Source organism: Helicobacter brantae (assembly GCF_003364205.1).
Classification (GTDB): Bacteria; Campylobacterota; Campylobacteria; order Campylobacterales; family Helicobacteraceae; genus Helicobacter_G; species Helicobacter_G brantae.
Map to the genome: position 1 here is coordinate 1 of NZ_NXLV01000018.1, position 19,509 is coordinate 19,509.

Sequence of the window (19,509 nt, forward strand, 5' to 3'; positions counted from 1 at the left end):
CCCCCCCCCACAAGATTTGTCTAACTTTTTTTGTTTATTTACTATTGATTTATGATAAAATCTTGGTTTATTTTTGTAAAGACATAAAAACACTATAAAACTCAAGGAGTAATTTATGCCAAGACACAATAAGAAGAATACGACTATTGGGGGGGGGGGTATAGAGAGAATAGCCCCAATTACAGCAAGTTTATTGCACTAGGACTCTCAACCCTACTTCCTAGTTTTGCCCTCTCGGCTGAAAGTGATGAAGCTCTCACTCAGCTTCTCTCCACCACCTCAAGCAATCCCAATGATTCCAAAGTTCAAACCCTAGCTTCCTATTCGCCTGTGGTGGATTTGAGGACTTCAAGAGCCACGATTGACTATACTCAAAATCCTCCATTTCCCAATGGTGGGACTTGGAATACAGACACGACAATTAATGTCAATATTGACTCTGTAATTCGTCTTTCTAAAGCCAATCGAATTTTTCAAGCCAACAATAATGCAAATGTCGTAATGAATTTTAATGTCATTACCCCAACAAATGCCTATGATGCTAAGGGAATATTTACAGCAAACTCAATGAGTATTAGCTTTGAGGGAAATGGTTTTTTCGATATTACAGCCAATATTAGTGGAAATACAGATTCTCAGTATGCAAATTTTATAGGAATGTGGGATGAGGGCAATAAATTCACACGCATTTCAAGTCGTTTTAGATTCCAAGCCCAAGGAAATCTTGCAAATTTTATTAATCTCTATCTAGGTGATTATGGAAATGGAAAACACTATCTTAATTCTCCATATATTGAAATTGATATGTCAGGCAGTTCTCGAACTGATGAAAAATACATTATCTACAATGGTGCTACTTCTACCCCCTCAATTTACATTAACGCCAATCAATCCAACACTTCTCAAGCCGATAACAATGCAAATATTCTAAAGCTAACGGGAAGTATTTATGGAGGAACTTCAAAGCTCTATGCCTATTTTACAAATAGTCAATCTTTTCTCAAAGGAAATCTAAGATTGGCAAATGGAAACTCCATTGTTTCTTTCTCCAATGGCTCATCAATGAGTGGAAACATTATTTATCAAAACAATGGAAATCACTCTATCACTTTTGATAATGCAAGTTTTGTAGGAGTGGTTAAGAGTAGTGATAGCACAAACAGAGGCTCAAACTCCTCTATCACTTTCACCAACACTGCAGGACAAACCTTTGGCTCAAATGAGGGAGTGGTGGATAGTAGCTACAATGGAAGAGTTGTAGGAACTTTCGATCTCTCAGCCAACTCTACCACAAGAATCAATGGAGGGGCTTTGGGAGATAAAGGCTTCTTTGGAAGTGGGACAAATAACCTCACATTTGATTTCAAAGGGAATGCAAAAACCAATACCACTTCAACTTTCACTATCGGTGGTGGAAATGCAAATTCGGTTTATATTTTGAGTGGTTTCCAAAATAGTGGAAGCCAAACCTTAGATTTAAGCACTGGACTTAGTGCAACTGACACCCTCTACAAAAAAATAGAACAAGCAGGACTTAAAATCGCAGTAGATACTCAAAGTGATACAGCACACAACCACCTCAATGGAACTCTCCTCTTTACCCATACAAATATGCAAGTCGGAGATAGCTCTAACGCCCTATTTGCCTCAAAAGACAATATCGTAGGCACTAGCAACTCTCTCAATAACCTCACCCTTGGAGCAATGTTTGGAAATGCCACTTGGGTGGATAGCAATAATGATGGCTATATCACAGGCAATGAGATTAGAGCCAATGCAGGAGGGACAAACTATAAGCTTACAAATGGCTCAACTACTTCAGGTAACGGAATCGACACCAACACCTCCACAGGAAATATCGGAAGTGCGAATGACAATATCAAAAAACAAATCGGCTTTATATTCACTGATGGCTCTTATGACTTTGGAGGAGATAAGCAAGGATATAGTGGGATTATCAATGGTGGGACAAATGATAGTAAATACTACTTTGCAAATGCAGGATATATCACACGCACTCAAATCAACAATGCTCTAGGAGATCTAGTCCTCTTTAACACTGCCTTCCGTGGGGATTTGGGAGTAAGTAATGATAATGTAGCCATAATGCTAGATTTCTCCAATGGCAAAAATGGACTTAGAGCAGAAGTGGGGACAGATAATGCCAATATCGTAGGAGCAGGAAGCAAAAATATAACATTCAACTTCACAGGCAATACAAAAGCTGTGAAGTTTGAAGGTGCAGTGGTAGGTGATGCAAGTAAAACAGATTCTACAAATTCAACAGCTGACAATCAAACAGCCAAATACACTATGCTAAACCTTGTCAAATACAGCCAAAATGGAACAATGGATGGCAATGGAGCATTGAGAGTGGAGTCAGGTAGAGCAGGTAGCAAAACCCTCATCAACGCACTTCAAGAATCAGGATTGACAAACTTTGATAATCCTAGTGGAAATGGTGTAAATAATAAGGGATATGGGCAAAATTCTGAAAACACAAACATCTCCGCTCTCTCTACCTCTGCCACCACCCTAGCTCTCAGAGGAACTTCCCTTAATACCACAAACCTAAACTTTGATAGCTACAAATATGACTTTGTTTTTGGAAGCAATATTGGAGAGGTTGAGGGAGTTACAATAGAAGATAGCAAACTCTATGGGGATATTGATTTAAGCTCAAATGCTAACACAGGACATAGCATTATCCTTAGAGGGGATAGTTTGGGGCAAGACTCAGCGACTATCACATTTGGAGCTTCTTCAGTCGGTAGTGGAGCAAGTGTTTTTGTCTATGATGACTCCACAGCTACAAGAACAGCCACAGACAAAAAGACTCTTAAACTCAGTGGTTTGACTCAAACCAACTACCTTGGCTCCAATAGTGCCCTCAATATCTCAAACACAAATCTTGAGGGAGATATTTGGGCAAGTAATGCCACAAGCATTAACCTCAATTTCACCAATGGCAATACTTGGAAGATGAACACTTCAGGACTATATCTAGCTAGTGGAAGCAATATTATTGTCAATGGCAGTATGAAAACCGATATAGGAAATAATCCAACACTTAAGCTAAAGATTCAGAGCAAACAAGGAGATATTCAGCTCATCAACACTGGTGCAACCCTTGTTTTAAATACGAATATTGGTTATTACAATAATTTAGCAAAATCATTCAAGCTTAGAGGAACTTCACTCAAGCTTGTAAGTAATGGTTCTAAACTCACAGGATCTCTTGATACTCAAAGTTTTGATATGGTATTTGCAAAAGGAACAAATCTCCAAACAAATGTCTCCGACAATAATAGTGGATATTACAATATCACAGATGAAAGTTTGGGTGCAGACAATTATATTGCTCAATCCTCTGCCAATATCAAAGGTTTTGATACACAATCAGGTTTTAATCTAACCTTTATTGGTGAAAGTGCTTGGGAAAATGATAGCCTGAGCAATTGGAATAATGCCGACAGAAGTAGCAAACTCACACTCATCAATGCAAGTAACACAACAGCCTTTGATGGATCAAAAATAGGAACTTTTTTCAATCGTGATAGTGGTGGCAATGCTCAAATCACACTTCAAGGAACTTCTCTTACCAATGGAAATAATCTTGTTAAAAGAAGTGGCTCTCAAGGAAAGCTTACTTTCAATCTAACTTTCATCAAAGATTCTTCTATGACAAGTGATGGAAACTATGTTACAGATAAATATGGCGAAGAATTGATGACTACCAATGCCAATGGAGCTCTCTCTGACTCTATTCTCAAAGTCGCTCAAAGCTCACTTAATGGTGGGATTGATTTCAAAGGTTCAAACTTCAATGTCCTTTTTGTAGGGGATCAAGCCCAATCTCTAAACAATAGCAATGTCCTCAAAGGTGGTTCAGCTTCTTCAGTCGTAACTTTCCGCGATAGTGATCTCAATGCAGGTAATGGCACAACCAATGGCTCATCTTTGCAAAACATCAAAGGAACAATCGCCTTTGATCTCTCTCATGCAAATGAAGATATGCAAATCAGTGGCACACTTAGTAATATGTTTGCAAGTGATGGAAGATACCAAACCAAGTTTGGAGAAGCAAGAGGGGATAATCTTGATAGCCTAACATTCAATAAGCTTGTATTTGTAAGTATGGATAATGTAGCAAATGCCAATACCCTAACTTCTCTAAAAACCAATGGAAACTATTTTAGCGATAGTGATACCTTTGGAAATCTCTCAAGTGCAGATTATTCACAAATTGGATATATCAAAGATTTGGATACGACTAAAAACTCTAGTCTAACTCTAGCAAATAATGCAGTCGTTGCCCTCAATGGTGCAAATACAGAAATCTTCTTCATCGGCTCAGATTCTCACGGATTTGATACCACTGATACAAATGCCACAAAGCTTGGCAATAGCTCAGGCTCTACTCTCACTTTCATTGATGCAGGAAATCTCAAGCTAGAAAATATTATCAACGCAGATTCTAGTGGAGCTCAACAAGGAAAGGGGACAATCAATCTGATTGGAACAACAAACTTTGATTTGGGATCAGATACTACAAAAACCCTCACGCTCTACAAAGCAGGGACAACACGAACAACCCCTACTATCACAGGAGCAGGAATCACAATCAATGCAATCTTTACAGGTAGCAATGTTTTAGGTGGGACAGGTGTAGCAGTGCAAGAGAGTGGCGTAACTGATGCAAACTCTCTAGGAAATATCGCTTCTAATGTCAATATCGGACAAGCAGGAGAGCAAACAACCTATCATCTTCTTTTTGACTATACAGAAGCCCTAAAAGGAAAGACAAACTATGGATTTGGAAACTATCAAGTCTATCAAGGAAACATCACAGGGCTTACAAGCAATAGCGTGATTAAATTCAAAAACGCAGGATATATCAATCAAGAGCAAATCGCCAATACTCAAGCTACAATCCTAGTGGATAACACTCAAATCAAAGGGAATTTTAGAGGGGATTATGCAATCCTAGACTTTAGAAACAACAATTCAGCAATTAGTGGAAAAATCCTCACTTCTGATAATAGAGAGACAGATAGTATCCTTAGTCAAAAAACACTTATTTTCGATCTCACAGGGACAACCAAGACAACTTTCACAGACAATATCCAAGCAGGATATAAGATTGCTCCTGACTATACAGATAATGGACAATCCACCCTCACCTTCCAAAACGCCCCTACTCTCACTCTAGGAGATGATAGCAATGCTACAAGAGGGGCAAACGCCAATCCAAGTGAGTTTGTCAAATCTTTGGCTAATGATGTAGGGTTTAGTGGGATTGGAAGTGCAAAGACAACAGAAGATGACTTCTCTACTCAAAAAGAAGCTTCCTATATCCTTAAGGGCACAAAGCTAGTCTTCCAAGGCACAAACATTACTGCCTCAAATGCTGATAAATCTATCACTGAAAACACTTATGAGCTAGATCTAAGCTTTGATTATCGTGATAACAATAGAGGAAGCACAGGGCTAGGAGAAACACTCAAACAAGCCACCCTTACAGCCAACTCTATCGCTATGGGAGAATACAAAAGTGATAGCTCTAAACCTCTAGGGCTTTCTCTCTTTTTCAAAGATAAAGGCTCTTTGGTTGCCGACAACAACACTCTCAATGTCAAACTCAAAGAAAATGCGAGATTTAATCTCACAGCTGTAAGTGATAATGGAGCGATAGGAACTCTTATCCTCTCTCAAAACAATGGTAGCACCCCTACAGCTCTAAGCAATGTTTCCAAAGATAGCTCACTCTCTATCGCTGAGGGTTCTATGAGCTTTGTGGGTAATTTCTCTCAGAGCGAAGATCAACCTAGTGGAGCAAATGCAGGGGAGATTAACGCCTCTTTCAATGACACCAATAAAATCTATGGAACTCTTGCAGGAAGAGGAGTAATGAATGTAACTATTAGTGGAGAGGGTGTGTTTGATAGCACAGAGATGACAAACTATTCTTTTGCCAAACCCACAAATAGCGATGTTTTCATTGATACAAGCAATGCCACAGGTGGGACAATCACACTCTCTCACACAAGTGGAAGTGTAGGAGTGAAGGGGAAAACTTATGAAAGCAGTGGAACTCAATCAAACTTCACAAGTATCAATCTTGGCAATTATGTAGGCAATGAGAATAATAGTCTTACTCTTCAAGGAGCATTTGATATTGGAAGTGCAAGTCTTAATCTCTCAGGAAATCAGTTTGTGGTTACAGACGATCTCTTCCTCAAAGTCAATTCAGGGAACTCTATCACGCTCAAAGATATTCAAATCGCAAAACCCACAAATCCACAAGATGGACAACAAACCACAAAAACTCTCTCTATCGGAGCTATTGGTGGAGTAAGCAATTTTGCAGTCAATCTCGCACTCACCAACCTTGATCCCAACCTTATTGTCGAGCTTACAAGCACGACTAGAAATGCAAACATTGCAGATTGGGGGAATAAAGGCGTTTGGAATATCCGAGGGACAAACATTCAGCTCACTACAGCTTTCTGGGCAGAGAATAATACAAATCTCAAGAAATTTGTATTTGCTAAAGGAAGTGGGACGCAGACAACAACAAACTCACTCACACTAGATCAACTCACCACAGAGGATAAGATCAACCAATCTGCTTTAAGTGGAAATATTATCACTGCAACTGGTGGAAGTGGTGATACAGAAAATGTCAGAAATGTCATTATGAAAAATGGTGAGATGACATTTATTGGGAAGCAATCCCTTGCTGTATCTGAAGCAAATCAAAAGTTTGATGGAACACAGGGAAAAATCACTTTTGGACTCTATAACACTATCCTCAAAAGTGGTTCAGTTCTATTAGACAATACAAACAATGATAATCATAGCAATCTAGGTAAAACTGCTAGTATCCAAGATATAGCCACCCTAAGAGGAACAGATACATTCAACCTCTCTGTCAGTAAAATGGCTAATACAACAGGAGCTAACAACTCCACTATCGATGCAATATTTGTCAATGGCACAACAACAGCTCCAACAGATGGCACTGATAACTCTATCACAGGAGTAAGATATATCAATTCTTCAAACTCTTATGCCTCTAGCTATGCTACAAGTAATGCAGGTGGAGCATTGAGTGAGACAAAGCTTAAGACTTTGGAATCCAAAGCTTATGGAAATATCACGCTTGATAACACAGTTACAGCGACAATGAAATTCATCGGAGAAAACTCCCATAGCTTTGATGGGAAGACAGCAGTCAATAACAATGGAACAGCAAACAATCTTGCTGATGATACATTCTACTATTCTCAAACCTCAAGTGATTCAAATGGGGCAAATTGGAAGAAGATTGAGATTAATGATGAGGGTATAGTTACACTAGGAACTGACAATCTTGGTAGTGCAATAGGTGCAAACATAGCCCTAGCCACTCTCTCAGGAGGAAACTCTAGCTCAAGATTTGATTTCGATCACACTTCTGTAAGCCTAGAGCAAATCAAAAACGCAGGAGGGAAAACTTATGTGTATAACTCCAATATTGTGGGCAATATCGCTGTAAGTGGATTAGCTCAGACACCTGTTGATCCTGATGCACCAGTTCTCAAACCCAATGAAATCACTCCTTCCACAACACTCTTTTTCAATGCAGTAATGGAAGAGAAAAAAGAAGGTGTTGCTATCAGCACAAATGCTCAAGAGCTTACACAAACAGCCAAGAGTTTTATTGACTCTCAATTTAAAAATGAGTTGGGAATCAATCTTGATTTAAGCACGGCTCATACACTCTCCAATGAAAATTTGACAAACAATAGTGGCTACAAACTTGGAACAACAACCAAACAAACCAATCTAGTTTTGATTGGCAAAGGCTCTGTAAGTGCAAATGGTGCAAATGGCAATGGTAGTGCAATTGATTTGAGCTTCTTGCCCGATGCTAATAATAGTGCAAATTATGCCTATACGCTCATTAGTGGTGGGGTGATTGATTCATCGGTGCTTGATAGAGTGGCAAGTCAATATGAACAAGATGCGACAATTTTTGGAAACTCAAAAGTTCAACTTGTAGATACCTATGTAATAGGAGCCAGAAATTATGCTGACACTGGATTTATCAACACAAATCTTGATCATAATCAGCAATCTTCTTGGGGTGGAGGAGAAACAATTGAGCAATACCTTATCTTTAATATGGGTGGAAAGCCTAATCAACTCAATAAGAATGGAAGCACTGATGTTATTGTCAATACTTCAGCCCAATCACGCTATATCTTTAGCAATCTAGGGGCAAAAGAAGTTACATTTACTACAAATATGAAAAATACTCTCAATACTGCAATGAATAATGTCGCTCCAAGCACAAAGCAAGTCATTGGCAATGATGTTAAGGGCTATCTAGGACTTAGAGGAGTAAGCGTTGTGGGAGATATTGATGAGAGCAATAATGGAGTAGATATCGTCTTCAACTCCACAAGCGACACCAATGCAAATCAAGGGATTGCTTATAAAGAGTGGTTTGATTCTAGCAATACGCACCACTCAAAAATTATCGAAGGAGAAAAAAACCTAGTCTCTCACGGAACAGACTATAAAGAAGATCCAAATATCTCAGGTTATGCAGTGCTAAAAGCAAGTAGTGGAAAGAATGAGGTTGCTATCAAGGGGAGTGCCAATAAGGACATCACCTTCATTGGTGCAAACTCAGTTGAAGGCGGAATGAACAATCTTAGGATTGAGGGTGGAAGTAAGGATTCTAACTATACCTTCTATTCAGTAGGAACTCTAGGAGATATATTCTTGGGCAATATAGGGCTACAAAAGAGTGGAACACCACAAGAAGCCACAGCAGGAAGTTTCACTTTTGAAAACTCTACAATCAATGGAGCTATCAATGTAGATCAAAATGAAACCAGAACAGATAACTCGGCTAATGTCCTTGCATTTAAGAATGTCAATTACTCAGGAGCTTTGAGTGGAAGCCTTAAGAAAAACCTTGTCTTTGGAGCAAACTCCAATGATATAACTATCAAAGGTGGAGGCGATGATTCAAGCTATGATTTCTCAGCTCTCTGTGGCAAAAGTGTAAGTCTTGATATTGATATGAGTAAGAGTGGCACAACCTACTATGCTTCAAATATCGCAGGATTTGAGAGTGGAGATATTTCTCTAGTAGGTTCTTTGAAATTGGCTAAAGTCTTTAGTGAGGTTGAGGGTAATTATTCAAATACCTATACCAACTCCTTTGCATTCAATGATAATGCTAAATGGACGCTTACAGCTGATTCAAGAGTGATGAGCCTCTCTCTTTCTAACTCTAGCACCAACTACAACCTAGATCTCACCTCAGCTCCTAGAAGTAGCTCTAAGGCAGTGAGTGATGATACTTCCAAAGACTTAAGAGTGCTAGAGGTAGGAAGCCTTAGTGGTAATGGAGGACAAGTCTTGCTTGGAACAATCATTGATTCGGACAATCAAGCCAACTCTAAGAGCGATAAAATCAAAGCAAGTGTCATCACTTCAGGAACTACTCTCTACATCACAGCCAAAGATTACTCTCTCAATAGTGGAACTTTCTCTACAAGTGATAGTGAAGCCATTGTGCTAGTGAGTGCAGATACTTCTTATGGAGAAGTTAAGGGTGCAGAGAGAAAGCAAGGTTTGAGCTATGTTGCCACAGCTTTAGAGCACCAAGTGAGTGTAGATGGCAATACCTGGAGTGAAGCCACACAAGAGAATACTTCTACTAGCAATACTCATCGCTGGGTTCTCTCTAGGTTTGATACTTCTACCAATCAAGAGCTAGTGGATGAGAGTGGATTTATCATCTCTAATCCTTATAGAATGCTTCTAATTGAGACTAATAATCTCAATAAGAGAATGGGAGATTTAAGAGATAATGACTACAATCACGGAGCTTGGATAAGAGTATTTAATGGAAGTGATAGTGGAGAGGGAAGCAAAAACCTCTATACTAATATCCAACTAGGATATGACTATGGCACTCCTAGTATTGGAGCTAAGAATTATAGTGGTGTGGCTTTCTCTACTTCAATTGTAGATATAGATGGCAATCAATATAGTGGAAAGGCAAATACTTATAGTGTGGCTCTTTATAATGCCTATATCGCTGATAGTGGGTTGTATGTAGATACTATCGGAAAGTATCTCTATACAGATCAAAAACTCTCTCCAAATGGAAGTTCTGATTCTAGCTTTGGAAGTCATGCACTCTCTTTAGGACTTGAAGTAGGATATAGAGCCTATATGGGAGAGAGCAACTTCTACTTTGAAACTCAAGCAGAAGCGATTGGAGGAGTAATCTTTGGAGTGAAAGACATTGCTATGGGTAATATTGGTGGAATGAATATCACAGGAGATCTTAAAACCACTCTCTCACTCAATACTAGAATTGGAATCGTTCAAGGATACTCTCTAAAAACTCAAAGTGGATTTAGAGCTGACTTTAGGCTAGGAGTAAGTTTAGTCAATGAGAGTGTCAATGATAATAACTCTATCACTCTCTATGATAGTATTACTGAAGCAAGCACAAGTATTGCCAATGATACAAAAGCAGTGCTTAATGTAGGAACAAACCTTATCCTTACAGATCAGTGGAGAGTCTATCTTGATGCTGAGAGAAGCTTTGGTGGGAAGAGAAATGTAGATTATCAAGCTAATATTGGAGCTAGATTTAGCTTTGGAGATATTACTAAGCCTTTGCCAAAGCCTGAGAAGCCTTTGCCTTTGAAGGTAGGAGAGAAGGAGTAAGGGGTTAGAAACCCCTTAATCAAGCCCTTTTTGATAAGGGCTTAATATAGTATAGATAGATAGTAGTCTTGCTGATACCTCTAATCTTCAAGAATTTTTAGAGAGGGTTTCTTGGAAGTGGAGGTATCACAGAGCCTACTGCTTTATTGAGATTTTTATCTTAAAAAGGCTCTGTTTTTCTTTGTTGGTTTTTTCATTATTTGGAGTGGGCTTAGCTCACTCTAGCAAAGATTTGCTGATACTTCTTTAGCAAAAGAAGTATCACAAAGTTTTTCCCCTAGCCTATTGCAAGAGGGTATAAAAACCCTCTTTGAAATGGTGGAGGAGTATTACAGAGTTTAGAGCAAGAGGGCAAAAGCCCTCTTTGAGTGATTAAAAAACTCAGAGATAAAAATCTAGAACACCCAATTATTCAAACAAAAACATTCAATCCATCCCCACTCTCCTCAAAGCTATGATAAAATTTTCATATCTCTAAAATAAATCAAAACAATAAGGAATAACTATGGGAAGAGCGTTTGAATATCGCCGTGCTGCCAAAGAAAAACGATGGGATAAGATGAGTAAGATTTTCCCCAAACTTGCCAAAGCCATTACCGTGGCTGCCAAAGAAGGGGGAAGTGATCCTGATATGAATGCCAAACTTAGAACAGCAATCGCCAATGCTAAGGCTCAAAATATGCCAAAGGACAATATTGAAGCAGCGATTAAGAGAGCAAGTGGAAAAGATGGAGTCTTTAGTGAAATCACTTATGAGGGCAAGGCTGCTCATGGGGTGCTTATTATGATTGAATGCACCACAGACAACCCCACAAGAACAATCGCCAATGTCAAAAGCTATTTCAACAAAACTCCCAATGCCTCTATCGTGCCAAATGGCTCACTAGAGTTTATGTTTTCACGCAAAAGTGTATTTGAGTTTGCTAAGCCTGAGATGGATCTTGAAGAGCTTGAACTTGCCTTGATTGACTATGGACTTCAAGAGCTTGAAAGTGTAGAGATTGATGGCAACACTACTTATATCGCTTATGGGGATTATACTGATTTTGGCAAACTCAATGAGGGATTTGAGGCTCTAGGAATCCCTGTGCAAAAGGCAAGTTTGCAAAGGATTCCCAACTCTCCTATCACTCTTAGTGAAGAGCAAATGGCAGAAACTGAAAAACTTTTGGACAAAATCGAAGAAGATGATGATGTCCAAGCAGTCTATACCAATATTGAATAACTCTCTCTAGCCTTTGAGCTAGAGGACTTCTCCACTCTCTAGTTCCCACTTCTCTCTCATACAATCCTCATTCTTCTATTTTTTTGAAGCTCTATTTTTAATTTTTGAGAATAATTCTTATCTTTATCTGATACAATTATGATAATAAATATCATAATCATAGGAAACAATATGCTTGATCGACAATTATTTGCCTTTATCAAAGAAAAGCAAGGCTTGGTTTTCAAATCCCTTTTCTTGCTCCTAGCCAATCTCTTTTGTAATCTCTCTATCACTGCTTTGTGTATCTTCTCGCTTTACTGCTTCATTCACTCTCTCCCACTCTATGCCCTACTCTCTTTGCTTGTGGTGTGTTTTTTTGTCTATCTCAAATCCATTTCTCTTTCTCTCCAAGGAGAGGCTAGTGCGACTTTGGCAGATTATGTGACTCAAAAACTGCGACTTCAAAGCTATACCCATTTTCTATCTTTGAGAGCCAAAACCCCTCTAAGTATCCAAGAAATGGCTCAGTTATCCACTGAAGGGATTGAGCAATTACGCCTGTATTATTCAGTGTATCTCTCCTCATTTTTCTACTCCCTTATTGCCCCTATGCTTCTCTTTGTCCTTTTTGCATTCTTAGATTTTAAAGTTGCCCTAACCTATCTTCTCTGTATCCCCCTCATTCCTCTCTCAATCATCGCAATCTCCAAATGGGCAAAAAAGATTTTTCATATTTATTGGGGAGAATATCTCTCTTTGGGGGATTATTTTTTGGATAGTGCAAGGGGAATGAAAGAGCTTAAGATTTTTAATTATGATGAGATTAAGCAAAAAGAAATGAGTCATCAAGCTCAAAGATTTAGAGAGGTTACAATGAAAGTCCTAGTAATGCAACTCTCTTCGGTTACCATAATGGATCTTGTCGCTTATCTTGGTGCTGGGATAGGGATCGTCCTCTCACTTCAGGCAATGCGTGAGGGACTAAGTGTGTATATGGTGCTTTTTATGATTTTGGTAGGGGCAGAATTTTTCTTGCCAATGCGACAGCTTGGAAGTGCCTTTCATATCGCAATGAATGGCGTTACAGCAGGGAAAAAAATCCTCACTCTCCTCTCTCTCCCACTCCCTCAAACCCCTACAATTCCCCTACCCTCGCCTCTCACTTCAATCACTTCTCAAAATCTTAGCTTCTCTTATGAGGATAGAGAAATACTCACAAACCTCAATCTCACGCTCTATCGTGGGCTTTATAGCATTGTAGGAGTTTCAGGAAGTGGTAAATCCACACTCTCAAAACTCCTCACCAACTCACTCACCCCAACAAGTGGAGAAATCCTCTACAACTCCACTCCACTAAGCCAAATCAACCCCCAAAGCTTCTATGAAAAAGTCGCCTATCTTAGCAATCAGAGTTTTTTGCTAAGCAAAAGTTTAAGAGAGCTTTTTGCATTTTACAATCCCTCTATAAGTGAGCAGAGAATCTATGAACTTCTCTCCTTAGTAAGGCTTAAAGATTTTGTCCTAGAGAATAATGGACTAGATTTTTGTATCAACCCCTCTTGTTCCAACCTCTCAGGAGGCGAAAAACAACGCCTGCTCTTAGCTCTCTATCTTAGCAAGGATTATGAGGTGTATATCTTTGATGAGATTACAAGCAATATTGATAGAGAAAGTGAGGAGATTATCATCAATCTCATCAAAAATCTCTCAAAAGACAAAATCATTCTTCTCATCTCTCATCGTCTCAAAAACACACTCTCTAGCGATTGTATTTTTGTCATTAAAGATACAAATATCATTGAGAGTGGCAATGCAGAAGAGCTTTTGAGAGCAAAAGGAGAGTTTTTCACTCTCTACAATCAACAAAAACAACTTGAGGAAATCTAAATGAAATACAATACTTTTACCCTTATCATCAGACTTCTAGTCTTCATCAAAGAGTTTATCCCCTCTATTTTAATCGCCGTTTTTAATGGAACTTTGGGATTCATCTTGGCAATGAATATCAGCATTTTTGCTTCTTTGGCTGTTTTGAAATACCTTGAAGTGCCTATCTCTTTGAGCTATACACAACTCTTCTCAATCATTCTCATCAGTGGAGCATTGAGAGGAGGGGTGCGTTATATTGAACAATACTTCAATCATCTTTTGGCTTTTAAACTCTTAGCAATCTTGAGGGAAAAAATCTTTGCAATCCTCAGAAAGCTCTCCCCCTCAAAACTTGATGAGAAAAACAAAGGTGAAATTTTAAGTATGCTTCAAGGTGATATTGAAACGCTTGAGATTTTTTATGCCCACACCATTACCCCCTTTGCAATCGCATTGCTCACTTCAAGTATTACAGCTTTATTTTTGGGGATCTATATCCATTGGGCTTTGGGGGTGTTTGCGTTGTTTGCTTATTTTTTGATTGGACTTGTGATCCCCTACTTTTTCTATCACTCCAATCACTTGCTAGGAGAACATTATCGCCAAGAGCTCTCTAGCTCTCAAGAAATCTATCTTCAAAGCATTTTTGGCTCTTATGAAATCCTCTCTCAAAATAGACAAAAAGAGCAAATCCAACTCATCTCTTCCACCACCCAAACTCTCAATTCTCTCAGCCACGCCTTGGAGGAAAAAAACACATATTTTAAAAACCTCTGCAATAGTGCAATTATCTTGCTTAATCTCTGCATTATTTTACTCACTGCCTTTCTAGCCCATCAAGGGAGGGTTGAGAATGTGATGAATATTTTGGGTTTTGTTACTCTAACTTCATCATTTGGAAGCGTCATTGCTCTTGCCAATCTCCCTCACAATCTTGCAATGAGCTTTGCCTCAGGGCGTAGAATCTTGGATCTATTAGATGAGAAACCCCTAGTGCGTGAGGGAAGTGAGGAATTTGAGTTTGAAGAATTGCAAGTTAGAAACCTAAGCTTTGAGTATGAAAATAAACAAATCTTAAAAGAGATAAATTTTGAAATCAAAAAAGGAGAAATCAGTGGAATCTATGGGAAATCAGGAAGTGGAAAGACAACAATCCTCAAACTCCTTATGCACTTTTACAATCCAAGCGGTGGGGAGATTCTCTACAATGGACTTCCCATAGAGCTTCTCTCTCATCAAAGCCTCTATCACAATGTCAATCTATTCTCTCAAGAGACCTATCTATTTGCCACAACAATTAGAGAAAACCTCAAAATCGCCAATCCCAACGCCACAGAGCAAGAGCTTATCAATGCAACAAAAGAGGCAAATATCTATGAGCTTATCTCAAAACTCCCCAATCAATTTGATACCAAAATCACAGATATGCAAGACAATCTCTCAAGTGGAGAAAAGCAACGCATCGGACTTGCTAGAGTATTTTTGAAAAAACCCAAACTACTTTTGCTTGATGAAGCCACAGCAAATATTGATATCTTAAATGAGTCTTTTATCCTCAAAACTCTAAAAAATCTCTCCCACTCAATGGCAATCCTCATCATCTCTCATCGCCCCTCTACCCTCTCAATCTGCGATAGGGTTTATCGACTTAGTGAGGGGAGATTACAGAGAGAATAATCCCCTCATCACTCCTCTATCCACCCACCCTCTCGCCTTGCTTGTGGTAAGGGGGTTTGAGGAGCAAGATAAAAACCTCAAGAGCAAGATTTAGCGAGGCTCTCCCCTATTGACAAAAAGAAAGGAGCAAGACTTTCTTTTTGGGCTGAGGGGAGTGAGGAGGGGTAAGCTTTTTCTTTGGGAGCAAAATTGATATTCTAAAATCTAATAATAAAGAGGCAAAAATGATAAAAAGACACAGGGGTGGTAGTCCCCTGTGTTGAACTCGGTATGGCAGTCATCTCTTATTTCTTGAGAAAACTCCTTATTTCCTCTCGAAAGAGGGTAACAAGGATAGAAATAACCGCGATGAGAATCATCAAGAAATCCATCTTGGACTCCTACAATCGAAAATCCACCCACACACCCAACTCAATGTCCAAAAAAAAAGCTCAAGTCCCCCAACAGAGACTTGAGCTATTCGATTGTAGGACCGAGTCCAAATAACCACCTACCAAATGGTTGAGAATATTCTAACTCAAAAATAGACAATCACCAAACAAAATCTCAATCAAGATTGCAAATCCTCTCAACCCCTATCCACCCACCCTCTCGCCTTGAGCGTTGATGAAATTTTGGAGAAAAAACAAGGCAGAAGTGCCTTGTTCTCCAAAATGAATAGCTCAAGATTGAGCGAGACTCTCCCCTATTGACAAAAAGAAAGGAGCAAGACTTTCTTTTTGGGCTGAGGGGAGTGAGGAGGGGTAAGTCTTTTTCTTTGGGAAAATAAAAGAGAATAAAAAGTAAAAAATGGCAAGATGAGAAACACAGGGGTGGTAGCCCCCTGTGCCGAGTTCAAAACGTCGGTTATTTTACTTTTTAAAAAAGTTCCTTATTTCCTCTCGAAAGAGAGTAACAAGGACAGAAATAACCGCAATGAAAATCATCAAGAAATCCATCTTGGCCTCCAACGGCTAAAATCCACCCACACACCCAACTCAATGTCCAAAAAAAAAGCCCAAGCCCTTTGGGGGACTTGAGCTTTAGCCGTTGATTTGAACTCGAAAAATAACCACCTACCAAATGGTTGAGAATATTCTAACTCAAAAATAGACAATCGTTAAATAAAATCTCAATCAAGATTGCAAATCCTCTCAAACCCTATCCACCCACTCTCTCGCCTTTCTCATGGTGAGAGTTTTGAGGAAAATAGATAAGGCAGAAGTGCCTTATCCCTCAAAACCTCAAGAGCAAGATTGAATAAGACTCTCCCCTATTGACAAAAAGAAAGGGGATAATCACTTTCTTTTTGGGCTGAGGGGAGTGAGGAGGGGTAAGCCTTTTTCTTTGGGAATAAAAAAAGAATAAAAAAAATCAAAACAAAAAAAGCTAAAAATATCAAAACAAACCACAATCCCTCTCAAATCTTATCCACCCACCCTCTCGCCTTGAGCGTTGATGAAATTTTGGAGAAAAAACAAGGCAGAAGTGCCTTGTTCTCCAAAATGAATAGCTCAAGATTTAGCGAGGCTCTCCCCTATTGACAAAAAGAAAGGGGATAATCACTTTCTTTTTGGGCTGAGGGGAGTGAGGAGGGGTAAGCCTTTTTCTTTGGCAATCAAAAAAGAGAAAAAAAAATCAATTATAAAAATTCAAACCCCAAAAAAGAGCTTATACCACACCCCTTGAAGTCATAAAACCATTCACCCCCTCTACCACTCTCTCCCTCTCTTCTTGTGTGATAAACGCACTCATTGGCAAAGAAAGAATTTGCTTTGAGATTTTCTCACTTACAGGAAAATCCCCTTCCTTATAGCCAAGATACTCAAATGCTTCTTGCAAATGCAGAGGCATTGGGTAATGCACTGCTGTGGGGATCTCCCTCTCTTTGAGATATACACTTAGCTCATCACGATATGGGGTGCAAATGGAGTATTGGGCATAAACACTCTCATTGCCCTCTTGGATAAATGGAGTAATCACCCCTTGAAGATGATTATCATAATACTTAGCCACCTCTTGGCGTTTGAGTATCTCATCTTTGAAAAACTTAAGCTTGGCACACAAGATTGAAGCTTGGAGCGAATCCATTCTTGCATTCATTCCAATGTATTGATGAATATATCTCCTTTTTTGTCCGTGAGAAAGCAAGGATTTGATTTTGTGTGCCAACCCCTCATCTTGACAAAACACTGCCCCTCCATCGCCATAGCACCCCAAAGGCTTACTTGGGAAAAAGCTTGTAGTGGCAAGGGGGGAGAGAGAGCAAGAGTATTTGCCCTGATATTTTCCTCCAAAGCTTTGAGCTCCATCTTCTATCACGCACAAGCCATATTTTTGGGCTATCTGATTGATCGGATAGAGATCGCAAACCTGCCCATAAAGACTTACAGGCAAAATCGCTTTGGTTTTGGGAGTGATTTTTTCTTCTATAAGATGATAGTTGAAATTATAAGTATCTTCAAAAATATCTACAAACACAGGCTTTGCACCCAAAAAGGCAATCGCCTCAGCTGTGGCAATGAAAGTAAATGGAGTGGTAATCACCTCATCATCTCTTCCCACTCCACAGGCTAGGAGTGCCAAAATAATTGCATCAGTTCCACTAGAACAAGCTATTGCAAAAGGAGAGGAGCAAAACTCGCTTAGCCCTCTCTCAAGCCGTGCAATACTCTCACCATTGATATAGCTAGAGCTATCAAGCACTTTTTGGATTTCTGCATTGATTTGTGTTTTGTAAAGTTGATATTGAGATTGCAAGTTTGTGAAGTCCATTGCGACTCCTTGAGAGAATTATCCCACCCCCTCCCCTATTTTAGAATGAGAATTTAGTGAAAGCGATTGCTTTATCAAAGTGATTTTCTTGCACCCAGCCTCCACCAACGCTCCATTTCATAGATCTGTTGTTGATGATATTGACACTTCCAACGACTGAAATCTCTTTGTAATCCCAATCTGCATACAAGATATCAAGATCAAAATATTTATGTGTCAATCCTGTGAAAACATACCATACATCTCTTCCTGCTGAGAAGAAATCAGTGTTTTGTCCAAAAGTGTTGCCATAAAATCTTGATTTTTCACTGGTATGATAGATTCCTCCATTCTTTCCAACAGTATAAACACCTCCACCAAACTTGACTAAATCATAGATTTTAAACTCTTGATCAAGCCAGAGCAAGAATGTATTTTCATACCAATTTTGATACATTCCTCTAAAGGTTGTTTGAGAAGAGAATTTTTTGTTTCCAAGATCTAGCTCTACTTTACCACCAAGCTGAATCACATCATCTCCATCTTGCAATACATAAGTTACAAATGGATCGACATAGAGCATTTCATTGATATTGATATCTACTCCAGTAGACATATAGTGTGAATTGCTACCAAATCCTACATGTCCATATTGGTGGAATCCCATCAAATCACTGCCGATTCTTCCTGGGTTTCTTGCTCCAAAATCCATAATCTCATAAGCATAGTTTGCCCACCAAGTCAAGTATCGAGTTTCTAGCTTTAAGCTCACACCCTCACTCAACCCTGAGATCCAATCTACACCATTTTTTGTCTTACCATCTTTACCATCAAAGAAAGTGCTAAGATCGTATCGACCACCAATCAATGAGAAGTTTCTAGTATCCACTCTCAAATATGCATCAGAAAGCCAGTTATACCACTTCACATCTCCTGGCTTTGTGAAAAAACCTCTCTCTACAATAGATTTAAATGCTCCATCTGGAGAGATAAGATAAGGAAGACCTCCTGCTACACCCAATCCTAAGCTTACAGGCCCAAAGCCCACTTCAAATCCTGCTCTAGCTGTCACTCCACCAAACCAAGGCTGTTTGCTTTCTCCACTACCATCATTAATCTTATCAATCCCAAAACTATAAGCTGTCCCTATATGTCCAAAAACATCAAAAGTTACAGCATTTGCTCCACTTACCAATAAACTTGCTACTGCAAGTGATCCAAAAAACTTAGTTCTCATTTTTAATTCTCCTTATACCTTAAAAGGTTGGTGTAATATT

At 39.1% G+C, this 19,509-nt stretch carries 6 protein-coding genes; 4 read left to right on the forward strand and 2 right to left on the reverse strand.

The features are described from left to right. Positions 1-339: 339 nt before the first annotated feature. The 4 genes from CQA58_RS07410 to CQA58_RS07425 all read left to right on the forward strand — a co-directional run bounded on the left by CQA58_RS07410 (position 340) and on the right by CQA58_RS07425 (position 15,499). On the forward strand, positions 340-10,746 hold the full coding sequence (locus CQA58_RS07410; RefSeq protein WP_147288624.1) for a hypothetical protein: 10,407 nt from the start codon (positions 340-342) through the stop codon (positions 10,744-10,746). Positions 10,747-11,251: 505 nt separating this feature from the next. Continuing rightward, on the forward strand, positions 11,252-11,971 hold the full coding sequence (locus tag CQA58_RS07415; RefSeq protein WP_115570081.1) for a YebC/PmpR family DNA-binding transcriptional regulator: 720 nt from the start codon (positions 11,252-11,254) through the stop codon (positions 11,969-11,971). A 171-nt stretch (positions 11,972-12,142) separates the two neighbouring features. Continuing rightward, positions 12,143-13,840 carry an ABC transporter ATP-binding protein/permease gene (locus CQA58_RS07420; protein WP_170126770.1) on the forward strand — a complete coding sequence of 566 codons (1,698 nt, stop codon included), beginning with the start codon at positions 12,143-12,145 and terminating at the stop codon, positions 13,838-13,840. Beyond that, the gene (locus tag CQA58_RS07425; protein WP_115570083.1) at positions 13,841-15,499 is read left to right on the forward strand and encodes an amino acid ABC transporter ATP-binding/permease protein; all 1,659 of its coding nucleotides are present in this window, start codon (positions 13,841-13,843) and stop codon (positions 15,497-15,499) included. A 1,650-nt stretch (positions 15,500-17,149) separates the two neighbouring features. Here CQA58_RS07425 and CQA58_RS07430 read toward each other — a convergent pair. Then, on the reverse strand, positions 17,150-18,253 hold the full coding sequence (locus CQA58_RS07430; protein ID WP_115570084.1) for a DegT/DnrJ/EryC1/StrS family aminotransferase: 1,104 nt from the start codon (positions 18,251-18,253) through the stop codon (positions 17,150-17,152). A 40-nt stretch (positions 18,254-18,293) separates the two neighbouring features. Next, a complete protein-coding gene (locus tag CQA58_RS07435) occupies positions 18,294-19,469 on the reverse strand; it encodes a hypothetical protein (RefSeq protein ID WP_115570085.1) in 1,176 nt (391 codons plus the stop codon). Positions 19,470-19,509 lie beyond the last annotated feature (40 nt).